Genomic DNA, 13,667 nt, shown 5'->3' on the forward strand with positions numbered 1-13,667 from the left:
CCTCCTACTCGTCGTACTCGCCGGCGACGCCGGCCAGCGCCTCCTTGGTGCCCTTGCCGTCGTTCGGCGCGAGCACGGTCTCGCTGTTGGACTCCTCCACCTGCTGGCCTCGGGCCTTGGCCAGGCCGAGCTCGGCGGCCTTGGCGCCGGCGCTCTTCTCCGGCAGGTAGTAGGTGGCGAACCAGCGCCCGTCCTGGACGGCCTTGACCGCCTGGCGGGAGCCGCCGTTGCCGATGAGCAGCACGCCCTTGCCCTTGACCACGCTCTCCGCGCCGGCGATCGCCTGGGAGCTGCCGATGACGACGTTGACGTCCGGCTGGGCCTGCAGCACGTCCTGCATGGCCTTGCGCCCGCCCTCCCGCGTGTAGCCGCCCTCCACCCTGGAGACCAGCTCGACGCCGTCGGCCGCCTCCAGTGCCTTGACCGCGGCCTCGGTGCGGGCGTTGTCCAGGGGCAGCGACTTCATGCCCTCCAGGTACGCCACCTTGCAGGGGTCGAGGTTCTTGCTGCGGCACGCCTCGACGCCGAGCTCGCCGAGCTTCTTGCCGTTGTCGGTGGGCACGTCCACGAGCGTGACCACGCCGGGGACCTGCGAGTCGGCCGTGTCGTACGCGGTCCCGACCGGCGTGAACTCGGCCACCACCGTGATCCCGGCCGCGACGGCCTGCCGGAGCGCCGGCACCACGGACGCGCCGTCGTTGGCCTGCACGATGAACACGTCGAACCGCTTGCTGGTGACCGCGTCCTGGATCTGCTGGACCTGCGTCTGGGCGTCGAAGTTCGGGTCGAAGAACTCGGCCGTGGCGTTGTTGGCCTTGGCGTACTCCTCGATGCCGTTCCAGGTGGCGACGGCGAACGCGTTCGCGCGGGCGAAGCCGAAGAAGGCGATCCGCTTCTGCGCGTCGTCGCCCTGAGCGGCCTGCGAGGCGGCCGTGGTGCTCGCCGGGCCGGTCTCCGACCCGGGCGCGACGCACGCGGTGCTGAACGCGAGGACCGCGGCGGCGGCGCCGACGGCCATCCCTGTCTTCCTGACCTGCCCGTATTTCCTGATGTGCATGGGCTTTCCCGTTTCTCGGTGCGCGGCTGGACGCTTGTGGAGAGCCCGTCGCCTTGCCCCCGGGGGCGTCGGCCTCCTCCGACGTGCTGGAAACTGTAGAAAGCCCTTCCCGGACCCCATGGGCGCGGCGCACATCCCGGCCGAGCCTCACTGTGCGGCGTGCCGCGCACCGGGGGAGGAGCCTCGTGGGCCCGTCCCGCGGGCCCTTGGCCCCCCTCGGATCCGTGACGACCCTGGGAGGCCGTTAAGGTGAACAATCCCGCGCGCGCGGGATGTCGTGCTGATGGAGTCGCGAACGGATGGTCGGTCATGGGTGACAAGCCGGAACGTCGGGTGGCGGTCTTCGGTGCCGGGTACATCGGGCTGGTGACCGGCGCCTGCTTCGCCGAGCTCGGGCACCGGGTGGTGGTCAGGGACATCGATCCCGAGAAGGTCAGGCTGCTCCGGGTCGGCGACGTGCCGATCTACGAGCCGGGGCTCGGCGACCTGATCGCGCGCAACAAGGAGCGGCTGTCGTTCACCCTGGACCTCGAGGAGGCGCTGGACGGCGCCGAGGTCGCGTACGTGTGCGTGGACACCCCGCCCTCCGCCTCCGGTGACGCGGACCTGTCGCGCGTGTGGTCGGTGGTGCGCTCGCTCGCGGGCGCGCAGGACCTGAAAGCGGTCGTGGTGAAGTCGACCGTGCCGGTCGGCACCGGCTCGCGCGTCCGCGCCGTCCTCGACGAGAGCGGCCTCGGGCACGTCGGCTACGCCTCCAACCCCGAGTTCACCGCCGAGGGCACGGCCGTCCACGACTTCCTGCACCCCGACCGGGTCGTCGTCGGCGCCTCGGACGAGACGGTCGCGCGGCTCGTCGCCGACCTGCACCGGGGGGTGGAGGGGCCGGTCGTGACGATGGACGTGCGCTCGGCCGAGATGGTGAAGCTGGCCTCCAACGCCCTGCTCGCCACCAAGATCAGCTTCATCAACGAGATCGCCACGCTCTGCGAGAAGACCGGCGCGGACGTCACGGAGGTCGCCCACGCCGTCGGCCTCGACCATCGGCTCGGCCCTCACTTCCTGCGGGCCGGCATCGGCTGGGGCGGCTCCTGCTTCCCCAAGGACTCCGAGGCGCTGCGCCAGCTCGCCAGCAACACCGGCTACCACCTGCAACTGCTGTCGGCCGTCATCGACGTCAACAACCTGCAGAAGCGGCGGGCCATCCAGCAGCTCAACGACGAGCTGGGCACCCTGGCCGGGGCGCGGGTGACGCTGCTCGGGCTGACGTTCAAGCCGGGCACCGACGACATGCGCGAGGCGCCCAGCACCGTGCTGGCCTCGCGGCTGCTCGCCGAGGGGGCCGAGGTGCGCTGCTGGGACCCGATGGCCCGGCCCGGCGCGGCCGAGCCGTGGGCGTCCACGACCCGCCACCCGACGCCGGAGCTGGCCATGGCCGGGGCCGACGCCGCGATCGTGGTCACCGAGTGGCCGCAGCTCAAGGAGGTCGACTGGGCGGCGGTCGCCGGGGCGATGCGGCGCCCGGTCCTCTACGACGGGCGCAACCTGCTCGACCCGGCCGCGATGCGGGCGCTCGGGTTCACCTACATGGGGGTCGGCCGGCCGTAGGCCCGAGTACATGGGGGTCGGCCGGCCGTAGGCCCGCGCCGCGCGGGTCAGCAGGCGGCGGCGCGGGACTCCAGCAGGGCGCGCTCGCGGCCGTTGCGGGTCAGCGCCGCCGCCCGCTCGAACTCGGCCCGCGCCTCCTCACGGCGGCCCAGCTTGAACAGCAGGTCGCCGCGGACGCTCGGCAGCAGGTGGTAGCCCTTCAGTGCGGGCTCGCCGGCGATCTGGTCGAGCAGGCCGAGGCCCGCCTCCGGGCCGTACGCCATCGACAGCGCCACCGCCCGGTTGAGCTCGACCACGGGGGAGCGCAGGAGCTTGGCCAGCTCCTCGTAGAGCGCGGCGATGCGTACCCAGTCGGTGTCGCCGGCGACGACGGCGCGGGCGTGGCAGGCGGCGATGGCGGCCTGCAGCGCGTACGGGCCGGGCGCGCCGCCGGCCAGGCTCTCGGCCCGGCGCAGCGCGGCCAGGCCGCGGCCGATGAGCAGGCGGTCCCAGCGGGTGCGGTCCTGCTCCAGCAGCAGGATCGGCTCGCCGGACGGGCCCACGCGGGCCGCCGAGCGCGACGCGTGCAGCTCCATGAGCGCCACCAGGCCGTGCACCTCGGGCTCGCCCGGCATCAGCCCGGCCAGGACGCGGCCGAGGCGCAGGGCGTCCTCGCACAGCGCGGGCCGCAGCCAGTCGTCGCCCGCCGTGGCCGAGTAGCCCTCGTTGAAGATCAGGTAGATGACCTCCAGGACGGCGGCCAGCCGCCCGGCCAGCTCGCCGCCCCCGGGCACCTCGAACGGGACGCCCTTGCCGGCGAGAGTGCGTTTGGCGCGGACGATGCGCTGCGCGACCGTCGGCTCCGGGACCAGGAACGCGCGGGCGATCTCGTCGGTGGTCAGGCCGCCGAGCACGCGCAGGGTGAGCGCCACCCGCGACTCCATCGACAGCGCCGGATGGCAGGCCGTGAACACCAGCCGCAGCAGGTCGTCCTCGATCTCGTCCGGCTCGGGGCGCTCCTCCTCGCCCGCTCCGGTCTCCAGCCGGTGGCCGAGCTCGGCGAGGTTGTGGCGCAGCCGCTCGTTCCTGCGGATCAGGTCGATCGCGCGGCGCTTGGCGACCGTCATGAGCCAGGCGCCCGGGTTGTCCGGCACCCCTGACCCGGGCCACTGCTCCAGCGCGGCGACCAGCGCGTCCTGCGCCAGCTCCTCGGCCAGGCCGACGTCGCGGACCAGCCCGGCGAGCCCGGCGATGAGCCGGGGGGCCTCGATCCGCCACACCGCCTCCACGGTGCGGTGCGGATCGCCGCTGGTGATGGGGTGCGCGCCCGCGTCCGTCGTCATCCGGCCATCCCACCAGCGCCCCGCCGCACCCGCAAGCCGCGACGGGGCGGGCGGGCCGGGTCAGGCGTCCAGGTCGTCGCCGCGCAGGCGTACGCGCAACGCCCGCTCGCGCTCGCGCTCCTCCTCCGGCAGCGTCTCGTCAGGCACGTCGGAGGCGTCGAAGACGCGCCACACGTCGAGCCCGATGCCGTCGTGGCCGGGCGGCACCGGCACCCGCAGCGCCCACTCGATCGCCTCCTCCCGCGACTTCACCTGGATCAGCCAGAACCCGGCGATCAGCTCCTTGGACTCGGCGAACGGCCCGTCGATCACGCTCGCCCGCCCCCCGCTGTAGGCGATCTGCGCCCCCTTGGAGCTGGGGAGCAGCCCCTCGGCGGCCAGCAGCACCCCGGCCTTGGCCAGCGCCTCGTTGTAGGCGTGCATGGCGTCCACGAGCTCCTGGGGAGGCAGCTCCCCGGCCTCGGTCGCGGCGTTGCCCTTGCCCACGATCATGAACTTCACGGTCGGTTCCCTCTTTCACGCGTACGGTCCGTCGCCGATGCGTCGAACGGCGGGGGGCCGGATCGACAGGCGGCCACCGATTGTCGTACACGTGTCGTGTTCAGTCGATCTGCATGACGACGGCCTTCGGCTCGGTGAAGAACTCGCGGCTGAACGTGCCGCCCTCGCGCCCCACGCCCGAGTCGCCCGCCCCGCCGAACGGCGCGCGCAGGTCGCGGATGAAGAAGCAGTTGACCCAGACCGTGCCCGCCCGCAGCCGGGCCGAGACGCGGTGCGCCCGCGACAGGCTCTCGGTGAACAGCATGGCGTTGAGCCCGTAGCGGGTGCCGTTCATGAGCGCCACGACCTCGTCCTCGGTGTCGAACGGCGTGACCGTCACCACCGGGCCGAAGATCTCCTCCCGCTGGTGGCGGGCGGTGGCGGGCAGGCCGGTGACGATCGTCGGCCGGACGAACCAGCCGTCGCCGAGCCCGCCCGCGTGCACGGCGCCGCCCTCGTCGGCGACGCTCTCGACGTAGCCCCGCACCTTGCGGTAGTGGGTCTCGGAGGCCAGGGGCCCGATCTCGGTGCTGTCCAGCTTGGGGTCGCCCAGCCGCATGGCCCCGGCGGCGGCGGTGAAGCGGGCCAGGAACTCCTCGAACACCGGGCGCTGGACGTACAGGCGGGAGCCGGCCAGGCAGACCTGCCCGGCGTTGGTGAAGATCGCGCGCAGCGACCAGCTCACCGCGTTGTCCAGGTCGGCGTCGGCGAAGACGGCGTTGCCGCCCTTGCCGCCGAGCTCCAGGCTGACCGGGACGAGGTTGCGGGCGGCGGCGGCCGAGATGACGCGGCCGGTCGCCGACTCGCCGGTGAACGTGATGCGGTCCACGCCGGGATGCTCGGTGAGCGCCTGGCCGGCCGAGTCCGGGCCATAGCCGTGCACGACGTTGAGCACGCCGGGCGGCAGGCCCGCCTCCAGGGCGAGCCGGGCGAGGATGGTCGCGGAGGCGGGCGTGTCCTCGGCGGGCTTGAGCACGACCGTGTTGCCCCAGGCCAGCGCGGGCGCGATCTTCCAGGTCTCCAGCATGAGCGGGAAGTTCCACGGCGCGACGGCGGCGGCCACGCCGACCGGCTCGTAGCGGGTGTAGGCGTGGTGGCCGGAGTCCATCGGCAGGGCCTCGGCCGGGGTGAGGCGGGCGTGGTCGGCGAAGAAGCGGAAGTTGTCGGCGGCGCGGGGCACGTCGTTGCCGCGGCTCTGGGTGATCGGCTTGCCCATGTCGCGGGTGTCGGCCAGGCCGAGCCGGTCGGCGTTCGCCAGGATGAGGTCCGCCAGGCGGTGCAGCAGCCGCCCGCGCTCGGCGCGGCCCATGCGCGGCCAGGGCCCCTCGTCGAACGCGCGCCGCGCCGCCGCGACGGCCAGGTCCACCTCGGCCGGGCCGCCGAGCGCGACCTCGGCCCACGGCTCGCGGGTGTAGGGGTCGACGCTGGCGAAGGTCTCGCCGCCCGCCGAGGCGACCTCGGCGCCGTCGATCACGTGCCCGAAGAACTCCACGTCAACCGCCCTTGCTGATCTCGTCGCGTTCGGCGAGCGTCTGGTCGCCGGCCGCCCAGTGCGTACGCGGCACCTCCCTGACGATCACCCGGATGCTCTGGGCCGGCGAGCCGACCGCCCGCTCCACGGCGGCGTGCAGCTCGTGGATGAGCGCCCGGATCGTGGCCGGGTCGCGTCCTTCCGACAGGGACACCTCGACCAGGGGCATGTCAGCCCTCGCTTCCCGTGGCGGGCCGCCCCGGCAGGGGACGGCGGATCTGCGGCTGGGTGTGGACGCGGCGCGTGGGGCCCTGCCACATGTCGATCGAGCCCGGCTCGGCCGGGTCGAAGTAGCGGGGGCGCCAGGCGTCCTCGTCGGTGATGAGGCGTACGCCCCACGAGTACTCGTACGTGATGCCCTCGGGGCCCTTGAAGTAGACGAAGACGGCCGTGGACTGGGGGTGGCGGCCGGGGCCCATCTCGATCTCGACGCCGTTCGCCTCCAGGAAGTGCCAGTTGCGCATGACGTCGTCGAGCGAGTCCACCTGGAAGTTGATGTGGCACAGGCCCGGCCGGCTGCCCTGGAACACGGCGAGCTTGTGGTGGACCTGGTCGATGCGCATGAGGCAGGCCCAGTCGCCGATCCAGTCGGAGACACGGGCGTTGAACAGGCCGTTCCAGAAGCGGTACGCCTCGCGCACGTCGGGGGCGTCCAGGCACAGGTGGCCGAACTCGGTGATGCCGGCCTCGCGGCCGTGCCGTACGGGGGCGGTGAGCGTCACCTGGTCGATGACGAGGTCGATCCGGTTGCCGAAGGGGTCGTCGAAGGCGAGGAAGTCGCGGACCCGGCGCGAGCGGGCCTCCTCGGCGCCGCCCCGCGCGACGGCGACGCCCGCCTTCTCCAGCTCGGTCTCGGCGGCGGCCAGCGCGTCCTCGTCGCGGACGGTGAAGCCGGAGCTGATGACGCCGGACTCGCCCTCGACCAGGGCGAGGCAGTGGTGGCGCTGGTCGGCGCGGAGGTAGGCGACGCCGTCCTCCTGGGCGGTGAGCTCCATGCCGACGACGTCGACCGCGAAGCGCACGGCGGTGTCCAGGTCGGCGGCGCCGGAGCGGACGTAGGCGATGTCCGTCAACTCGATCATGACGACTCCCGGAGGTGGGACCAGATGCGGGCAAGGAGTTCGGGCGCGACGGCCCGCCACGCCTGCTGTTCGGCGGGCGTGAGGGGGACGGGGGTGCCGGCCGCGGCGGCGGTGGCGTTCATGCGGGCGCTGGCCTCCAGCACCCACATGAGGGCGACGGCCTCGCCGACGTCCGCGCCGACGGTGACCGCGCCGTTGCCCCGCATGACCAGGGCGGGGGAGTCGCCGAGCCGTTCGGCGAGCGCCCGGCCGCGGGCCCGGTCGCGGACGAGCACGGCGTCGTCGAGCACGGGCACCTCGGGCCCGAGGAAGGCCCCCTGCCCGTGCAGCGGCCGGATGGGCACGCCGGCGGCGGCGAGGGCGGTGGCGGTGGGTGGCTGCGCCCGGCAGATCGCGCCGATTCCGGGGCGGACGCGGGCGATCTCGACGTGGATCCACGCCTCGCGCGGCGCCCCGCCGGGCAGGTCGGTGGCGTCGAGGGGGAGCTCGGCGTACGGGGACGCGGCGGTGAGGGTGCCGAGGGGGACCGGCGGGGTCATCAGCAGCCGGTCGTCGCCGGTCCGGGCGGAGACGTGGCCGAACGCGGTCACCAGTCCCGCCGCGGCCAGCGCCCGCCCGGCGAGGGCCAGCTCGGTCCGTAACCGTTCTCCCGGTAAGTGTTCTGCCGGTGATGGTCCGGCTTCAGCCGTGCGCACGCGGCCCGCCCTCCTCGCGAGATCGTTCTCGAAGACAGGGAGGACAATACATGTATCTCCATACCTGTTCTAGAGGAACGGATCATGCTCTCCCTATGCTGGAGTGCATGTCGCTTCAGCACGCGCTGCTCGGCGTCCTGGAGGCGCGCCCCATGAACGGGTACGAGCTCACCCGCTTCTTCGAGGCCGCCCCGCGCTGGGTGTGGTCGGCGCCGCAGAGCCAGATCTATCCCACGCTGCGCCAGATGGAGCAGGCCGGGCTCATCGAGGGCCAGAAGGAGATCCGGGGCACCAGGCTGAGCCGGACCGTCTACTCCATCACCGAACGCGGCCTGGCGGAGCTGCGCGCCTGGCTCGGCACCTCCCACACGCCGCCGCCGGCGCGGGACGCGTTCTTCCTGCAGGCGCTGTTCTTCGACATGATCGAGCCGGACCGGGCGGCGCCGGTGCTCAAGGCGTTCATCGCCGAGCAGGAGCAGCTCGCCGCCGAGTGGCGGGCGCACCGGGAGGCGCTGCTGGCCAAGGACACGCCCCTGCTGAAGGAGCGGCTGAAGAACCGCCCGGCGGCCGAGCACGACCGCATCGCCGCGCTGAAGGCGCACGTCTTCTCGGGCCAGATCGCCGTCGCGGAGGCCCGCGCCGCGTGGGCCCGCGAGAGCCTGCGGCTGCTGGAGGAGCCCGCCCCCTGACGCGGGCGGGGGCCGTACACGCGACGAGCGCGCGTCCCCGGGCGACAGGGACGCGCGCTCGTACGTGCGGTCAGGTCAGGAGGTGTTCGGGCGGAGGGGGGTCAGGCGGCGTACTCGGGGTAGCCGTAGCCGACGACCTGCCACTTCGGCCGGACGCGCTCCTCCACCTTGCCGTTGCCGGTGTTGCCCTCGATGGTGGAGATGGTGCCGTTCTGGTTGTCCTTCACGACGAACCCGACGTGGTTGATGGAGTCGAGGCTCTTGCTGCCGTTCCAGGCGAAAAAGACGACGGAGCCGGGCTTGGCGAGGGTGCCGAAGCGGCTGTTGTCCTTGAACCACTTGGCGTGGGCGACGGTCCAGGCGTCCCAGCCGATCTGCGGGCGGGCGCCGGTCTTCTCGCCGACCCAGGAGACGAACATCGCGCACCAGGGGGCGTTGAGGTAGCCGGCGGGGGTGCCGCCGTCGCGGGCGATGGTCTCCGCGGCCCGCTGCGAGTCGGCGTACCACCGCTGGTACGGGGTGCCGCCGCCGGCGGAGTTCTCGGTGACGCCCAGCTGGGAACGGGCCACGGACAGCACCTGGTCGGCGGTGACCTGGATCTTGTTCTCCTCGGCGCGGGTGCGCTGGGCGGCGCGGTCGCCCGGGTTGTTCGTGTTGCTGCTGACGGTGCTGCCGTGCTGCGTGGCGGCCGAGGCGGTCTCGGCGTGCGCGGCCTGCGGGCCGAGTGCGGCGGCGGCCACGGCGGTGCCGAGGACGGCGTAGGTGATCTTCAGCTTTCGGGCAGCGGTGAAGGGGCGCTTGGCCATCGAGGGGGTTACTCCTTGCTTCCATGCCGCTTACCGGGTTAGCTGACGGGTTCGGGCGTGGAAGCTGCCCTACGGCACGTGGTGCCGATTCACCCCAAAGGACGTGGGTCCCCGGTTCCGCGCGTGGCGGATTCAGCGGTCACAGGACGATCCTGTGATGTGCTTTCACTTGCGATGGTCAGACATAGCCCGACAAAGCGGACATATGCCCTGAGGTGCACCATAAGGTAATACACACGGCAAGGAGATTACAAATCCATAAAAGCCTGGTCAGGACAGCTGTTGCCGGGCGTCGGCCAGCAGCCCCATCATGGCAAGGGACTCGTCAAGCGGCATGATCGCCGACTCGGTCCTGCCCTCGGCCACCGCGGCACGCACCTCGCGCACCTCGCCCGCGTAGCCGTTGTCCGCCGGATCCAGCAGGTGCTCCTCGGGCTCCATGCCGGGCGCCGACAGCACGATCCGCTCCGGCGCCCAGAACGCCGCGGGAATCTCCGCCCGCATGCCCGTGCCGACCACGTGGGCGGAGTTGGGGTAGTGCGCGAGCAACGACGTCGCCACCACGGCGTGCCGCCCCCCGGAGTACGTCAGCAGCCCCGCCGCCTCGGCGTCCACGCCGTTGGGCGCGAGCGACCCGGTGACGCGCAGGCTCTCGGGCATGCCGAGCAGGAGCTGCGCCAGCCCGAACGGATAGATGCCGAGGTCGAGCAGCGCGCCGCCGCCCAGCTCGGGAGCCCACAGCCGGTGCGCCTCGTCATAGGGATGGGCGAAGCCGAAGGACGCCTGCACCGAGCGGATCTCCCCGAAGCGCTCGTCGCCCGCGATCATGCGGATCAGCGGGTTGAACCGCATCCACATGGCCTCCATGAGGAAGACGCCCGCCTCGCGCGCCAGCCGCACCATCGTCTCGGCGTCCGCCATGCTCGCCGCGAGCGGCTTCTCGCACAGCACGGCCTTGCCGTTCGCGATGGCCGCCGCGGCCACCGGCAGGTGCTGCGCGTGGGGCGTGGCGACGTAGATCGCGTCCACGGCCGGGTCGGCGCACAGGTGCTCGTAGGAGCCGTACGCCGACTCCGCGCCGAGCGTCGCGGCCAGCGCCCGCGCCCGCCCGAGGTCACGGGAGCCGACGGCGGCCACCCGCATGCCCGGCTCGGCGGCGATGGCCGCCCCCACGGTCTGAGCGATGCCGCCGGTCGCCGCTATGCCCCACGCAAAATCTCGCACAAGGCGAGATCGTAGAGGGTTCAGGCGGCGTTGAACGTCTCGGGGTCGGGCCCGAGGCGTTTGCCCCGGTTGAGCGCTCCGATGGCGGCCATGTCCTCGGTGTCGAGGATGAAGGAGAACACGTCGATGTTCTCCTTGATGCGCGCCGGGGTGACCGACTTCGGGATCACCACGTTGCCGAGCTGCAGATGCCAGCGGAGCACGAGCTGGGCGGGCGTCCTGCCGGACTTCTCCGACAGCACCGCGAGCGCCGGATCGTCCAGCAGGCCCTTGCCCTGGCCGAGCGGGCTCCACGCCTCGGTCAGGATGCCGTTGGCCTCGTGGAACTCGCGCATCTCGCGCTGCTGCAGGTAGGGATGGAGCTCGATCTGGTTGATCGACGGCGTGATGCCCGTCTCCTCCATCAGCCTGGTGAGGGTGCCCACGGTGAAGTTGCACACCCCGATCGCCCTGGCGCGGCCGTCCCGGTAGATCTTCTCCAGGCCCTTCCACGCCTGGACGTACTTGTCCTGCCGCGGCGCCGGCCAGTGGATGAGGAAGAGGTCCACGTAGTCGAGGCCCAGCCGGGCCAGGCTCTCGTCGAAGGCTTGCTCGGCGCGGCCGTGGTCGCCGTTCCACAGCTTGGTGGTGATGAACACCTTCTCGCGCGGCAGCCCGGCGGCGCGCACGGCCCGGCCCACGCCCTCCTCGTTGCCGTAGGCGGCGGCCGTGTCGATGTGCCGGTAGCCGGCCTCCAGCGCGGTGCGCACGGCCTGCTCGGTCTCCTCGTCGGGGACCTGCCAGACGCCGAACCCGAGCTGCGGGATCTGCACGCCGTCGGTGTTGAGCATGAGCGAATTCATAGCCTCCATTGTTCACGCCGCGTTCCTGGCGGCTTAAGGCGGCGGGGGTAACTTAACGGGGTCATTGACGGGCCATCACCCTGCTGGGAGGCCCATCGGCCGGGAGGGGCGGGGAGTGGTCGGACAGGCGTCGGCCTGGGTGGAGTCACCGCTCCAGATGCTGTGCGCCGTCGAGGCCCACCACGCGGGACTCCTCGGCCCCGTGACCACGGTCGTGCCGCGCGCCGGGCTGCGCGCGCTGAAGGCCACCCGTGCGGAGCTGCGCTCACTCGGGCCGCCCGGCGGGCTGGTGCTGGGCGAGCCGCGCGAGCGCATGCCGCGCCGGGTCCTCGCGGTCGGCGACGCCTTCTCCGGCAGGGTGCAGGTGCGCTGGCTGGCGTCGTGGCCCGGCCGGGTCGTCATCGTGGACGACGGCCTCGCCACGCTGCGCCTGCTGGAGCTGCTGGCGGCCGGGCCGTCACGCCCGCTGCTGCGCGCCCGCGCCGAGCCGTCCGTGCCGCGCGCCGCCCTCGGCCTGGCCGCCGCGCTGCGGCTGCGCCTCAGCCGGGTCTCGGTCTTCACCGCGCTCGACGTGGACGACAAGCTCGCCGAGTCCGTCCGCGCCGCCGGAGTCGAGCTGGTCCGGCACGACTTCGCCTGGCTGCGCGCCCAGCCGCCGAGCCCGTACGGCCCCGCCGAGCGCACGGTCGTGCTCGGCACCTCGCTCGTCCGCAACGGCCTGGTGCACCGTGGCCGCTACCTGCGCTGGCTGACCGACCTGGCCGCCCGCGAGCCGCTCGCCTACTACCCGCACCGCCGCGAGGACCCGGTGGACGTCGCGCTGATCGGGGAGCTGCCCGGCGTCACCGTGCACGACGCCGGCGCGCCCGCCGAGCTGACCCTGCGCGGCCTGCGCCCCGATCAGCGGGTGCTCAGCCTGCCCTCGACCGCCGTCACCTCGCTGCGGGTCCTGCTCGGCCCGCGCGGTGTCGCCGTCGAGCCCGTGGACGTGCCTGACGACTGGTGGACCAGCAGGGCGGCGCCCGCCCTGCGCTCGCATCTGACAGGAGTGCCTGGTTGAACGTGTTGGCGGTGGCCGACTCCGACTCGTACCTGAAGTGGGCGGCCTGCCTGCTCGACGACCTGCCCGAGGGCTCTTCGGCGGACCTGGTGGTGGTCCGGACGCCGATCGCGCCCTCGCCCGAGCAGATCGCCGCCGCGGTGAGCGGGCGCGGCCGGCCGGCGCCGCCGGTGCTGTCGGCGCGGTCGGTGCGCCGGCTGGCCGAGCGCACCCGGCCCGACGTGATCCTCGTGGCCTGCACGGGGCCGGTGGTGGACGTGCTCGTCTCCGGCGTGCTGGACGGGCTGCGGCCCCGGCCGGTGTTCGTCAGCGGGCTGCCGGGCATCTCGGTGCCGGCGACGGAGAAGGCGTGGATCTACCGCAGCGGCTGCGACCTGTTCGTGGTGCACAGCGAGCGTGAGGTGGCCGAGTTCGGCGAGATCGCCGGGCGGCTCGGCGGGGGAGGGGCGGTCGGGCTGGCCCGGCTGCCGTTCCTGCGCGCGGGCACGGCCCCGGCGGGCGGCGACCGGGTGGTCTTCGCCACCCAGGCCAAGGTGCCGCGCGGGCGCGAGCAGCGCGAGCGGATCCTGCACGCCCTGGCCGAGCTGGCCCGGCGCCGGCCGGACCTGGACGTCGTGGTCAAGCTGCGCGCCCTGGAGGACGAACGGCAGACGCACCGCGAACGCCACCACTACCAGCGGCTCTGGCGCGAGATGGGCGAGCCGGGGCGGCTGCGCTTCGCCGCCGGGCCGATGCACGAGCAGCTCGCGCAGGCGGCCGGGTTCGTCACCGTCAGTTCGACGGCGGCGCTGGAGGCGATCGCGCTGGGCGTGCCGTCGCTGGTGCTGACCGACTTCGGCGTCAGCGCCGAGATGATCAACGTGGTGTTCGAGGGCAGCGGCCTGCTCGGCACGCTCGACGACCTGGCCGCCGGCGGCTTCCGCGCGGCCTCGCCCGCCTGGTGCGCGGCCAACTACTTCCATCCGGCCGAACGGGACGACTGGGCCGCGCTGCTGGCCGGGCTGGTGTCCGCGGGGCCGGGCCGGCCGGCGACGTCCCTGCTGGACGGCCCCGAGCACGCGGCGGCGCGGCGGCGGGCCCGGCTGCGGGTGGAGGTGCACCCGTCGATGCTGCGGGCGGGATACAAGGCGAGGCGGCGCATGCGCCGCTACCTGACCGCGCTCGGCTGAGCGTCGGGAGGCGGGCGGCGCTCGGCCGAGCGGCCGGAGGGGGAT

The 13,667-nt window shown here is 73.3% G+C and carries 14 protein-coding genes and 1 riboswitch; of the genes, 4 read left to right on the forward strand and 10 right to left on the reverse strand.

Features of this window, described 5'->3' with window-relative positions:
* Window positions 1-4: 4 nt before the first annotated feature.
* On the reverse strand, window positions 5-1,057 hold the full coding sequence (locus BMW85_RS43085) for a sugar ABC transporter substrate-binding protein (protein WP_245775412.1): 1,053 nt from the start codon (window positions 1,055-1,057) through the stop codon (window positions 5-7).
* Between the two features lie 309 nt (window positions 1,058-1,366).
* On the opposite strand from BMW85_RS43085, the gene BMW85_RS43090 reads away from it, so the two are divergent.
* Entirely contained in the window at window positions 1,367-2,662 is a 1,296-nt protein-coding gene (locus tag BMW85_RS43090; RefSeq protein WP_091093222.1) for a UDP-glucose dehydrogenase family protein, read from the forward strand.
* Between the two features lie 47 nt (window positions 2,663-2,709).
* On the opposite strand, the gene BMW85_RS43095 is transcribed toward BMW85_RS43090, so the two are convergent.
* From BMW85_RS43095 to BMW85_RS43120, 6 genes are all read right to left on the reverse strand, one after another.
* The gene (locus tag BMW85_RS43095; protein WP_091093223.1) at window positions 2,710-3,984 is read right to left on the reverse strand and encodes an RNA polymerase sigma factor; all 1,275 of its coding nucleotides are present in this window, start codon (window positions 3,982-3,984) and stop codon (window positions 2,710-2,712) included.
* A gap of 60 nt (window positions 3,985-4,044) precedes the next feature.
* On the reverse strand, window positions 4,045-4,476 hold the full coding sequence (locus BMW85_RS43100; protein WP_245775426.1) for a YciI family protein: 432 nt from the start codon (window positions 4,474-4,476) through the stop codon (window positions 4,045-4,047).
* Between the two features lie 109 nt (window positions 4,477-4,585).
* Entirely contained in the window at window positions 4,586-6,016 is a 1,431-nt protein-coding gene (locus BMW85_RS43105) for an aldehyde dehydrogenase (RefSeq protein ID WP_091093227.1), read from the reverse strand.
* Window position 6,017: 1 nt separating this feature from the next.
* Window positions 6,018-6,224: a tautomerase family protein gene (locus BMW85_RS43110; RefSeq protein ID WP_091093229.1), complete on the reverse strand. Its 207-nt coding sequence runs from the start codon at window positions 6,222-6,224 to the stop codon at window positions 6,018-6,020.
* A gap of 1 nt (window position 6,225) precedes the next feature.
* A complete protein-coding gene (locus BMW85_RS43115; RefSeq protein WP_091093230.1) occupies window positions 6,226-7,137 on the reverse strand; it encodes a VOC family protein in 912 nt (303 codons plus the stop codon).
* A complete protein-coding gene (locus BMW85_RS43120) occupies window positions 7,134-7,832 on the reverse strand; it encodes a class II aldolase/adducin family protein (RefSeq protein WP_245775413.1) in 699 nt (232 codons plus the stop codon). Before BMW85_RS43120 ends, BMW85_RS43115 begins: the two co-directional genes overlap by 4 nt.
* A 107-nt stretch (window positions 7,833-7,939) precedes the next feature.
* Here BMW85_RS43120 and BMW85_RS43125 point away from each other — a divergent pair, with 107 nt between their 5' ends.
* Entirely contained in the window at window positions 7,940-8,521 is a 582-nt protein-coding gene (locus BMW85_RS43125) for a PadR family transcriptional regulator (protein WP_245775414.1), read from the forward strand.
* A gap of 101 nt (window positions 8,522-8,622) precedes the next feature.
* On the opposite strand, the gene BMW85_RS43130 is transcribed toward BMW85_RS43125, so the two are convergent.
* The 3 genes from BMW85_RS43130 to BMW85_RS43140 all read right to left on the reverse strand — a co-directional run bounded on the left by BMW85_RS43130 (window position 8,623) and on the right by BMW85_RS43140 (window position 11,393).
* Complete coding sequence (locus tag BMW85_RS43130; protein ID WP_091093234.1) at window positions 8,623-9,327, reverse strand: C40 family peptidase; 705 nt, start codon at window positions 9,325-9,327, stop codon at window positions 8,623-8,625.
* Between the two features lie 12 nt (window positions 9,328-9,339).
* A riboswitch (cyclic di-AMP (ydaO/yuaA leader) is annotated at window positions 9,340-9,475 on the reverse strand.
* A 122-nt stretch (window positions 9,476-9,597) separates the two neighbouring features.
* Window positions 9,598-10,551, reverse strand: coding sequence for a Gfo/Idh/MocA family protein (locus tag BMW85_RS43135; protein ID WP_218156192.1), 954 nt, complete (start codon window positions 10,549-10,551; stop codon window positions 9,598-9,600).
* Window positions 10,552-10,571: 20 nt separating this feature from the next.
* Entirely contained in the window at window positions 10,572-11,393 is an 822-nt protein-coding gene (locus tag BMW85_RS43140) for an aldo/keto reductase (protein ID WP_091093235.1), read from the reverse strand.
* A 115-nt stretch (window positions 11,394-11,508) separates the two neighbouring features.
* On the opposite strand from BMW85_RS43140, the gene BMW85_RS43145 reads away from it, so the two are divergent.
* Both BMW85_RS43145 and BMW85_RS43150 read left to right on the forward strand, forming a co-directional pair.
* Window positions 11,509-12,453 (forward strand): hypothetical protein, encoded by a 945-nt coding sequence (locus BMW85_RS43145; protein ID WP_091093237.1) that lies wholly within the window; start codon window positions 11,509-11,511, stop codon window positions 12,451-12,453.
* Between the two features lie 2 nt (window positions 12,454-12,455).
* Window positions 12,456-13,622, forward strand: coding sequence for a DUF6716 putative glycosyltransferase (locus tag BMW85_RS43150; RefSeq protein WP_245775427.1), 1,167 nt, complete (start codon window positions 12,456-12,458; stop codon window positions 13,620-13,622).
* Window positions 13,623-13,667 lie beyond the last annotated feature (45 nt).

This window comes from Nonomuraea wenchangensis (assembly GCF_900111685.1).
Classification (GTDB): domain Bacteria; phylum Actinomycetota; class Actinomycetes; order Streptosporangiales; family Streptosporangiaceae; genus Nonomuraea; species Nonomuraea wenchangensis.

Excerpts from the sequence above, each read along its gene's own strand:
- BMW85_RS43085 (WP_245775412.1), bottom strand. The coding sequence starts at position 1,057 with ATGCACATCAGGAAATACGGGCAGGTCAGGAAGACAGGGATGGCCGTC.
- BMW85_RS43090 (WP_091093222.1), top strand. The coding sequence starts at position 1,367 with ATGGGTGACAAGCCGGAACGTCGGGTGGCGGTCTTCGGTGCCGGGTAC.
- BMW85_RS43095 (WP_091093223.1), bottom strand. The coding sequence starts at position 3,984 with ATGACGACGGACGCGGGCGCGCACCCCATCACCAGCGGCGATCCGCAC.
- BMW85_RS43100 (WP_245775426.1), bottom strand. The coding sequence starts at position 4,476 with ATGATCGTGGGCAAGGGCAACGCCGCGACCGAGGCCGGGGAGCTGCCT.
- BMW85_RS43110 (WP_091093229.1), bottom strand. The coding sequence starts at position 6,224 with ATGCCCCTGGTCGAGGTGTCCCTGTCGGAAGGACGCGACCCGGCCACG.
- BMW85_RS43115 (WP_091093230.1), bottom strand. The coding sequence starts at position 7,137 with ATGATCGAGTTGACGGACATCGCCTACGTCCGCTCCGGCGCCGCCGAC.
- BMW85_RS43125 (WP_245775414.1), top strand. The coding sequence starts at position 7,940 with ATGTCGCTTCAGCACGCGCTGCTCGGCGTCCTGGAGGCGCGCCCCATG.
- BMW85_RS43130 (WP_091093234.1), bottom strand. The coding sequence starts at position 9,327 with ATGGCCAAGCGCCCCTTCACCGCTGCCCGAAAGCTGAAGATCACCTAC.
- BMW85_RS43140 (WP_091093235.1), bottom strand. The coding sequence starts at position 11,393 with ATGAATTCGCTCATGCTCAACACCGACGGCGTGCAGATCCCGCAGCTC.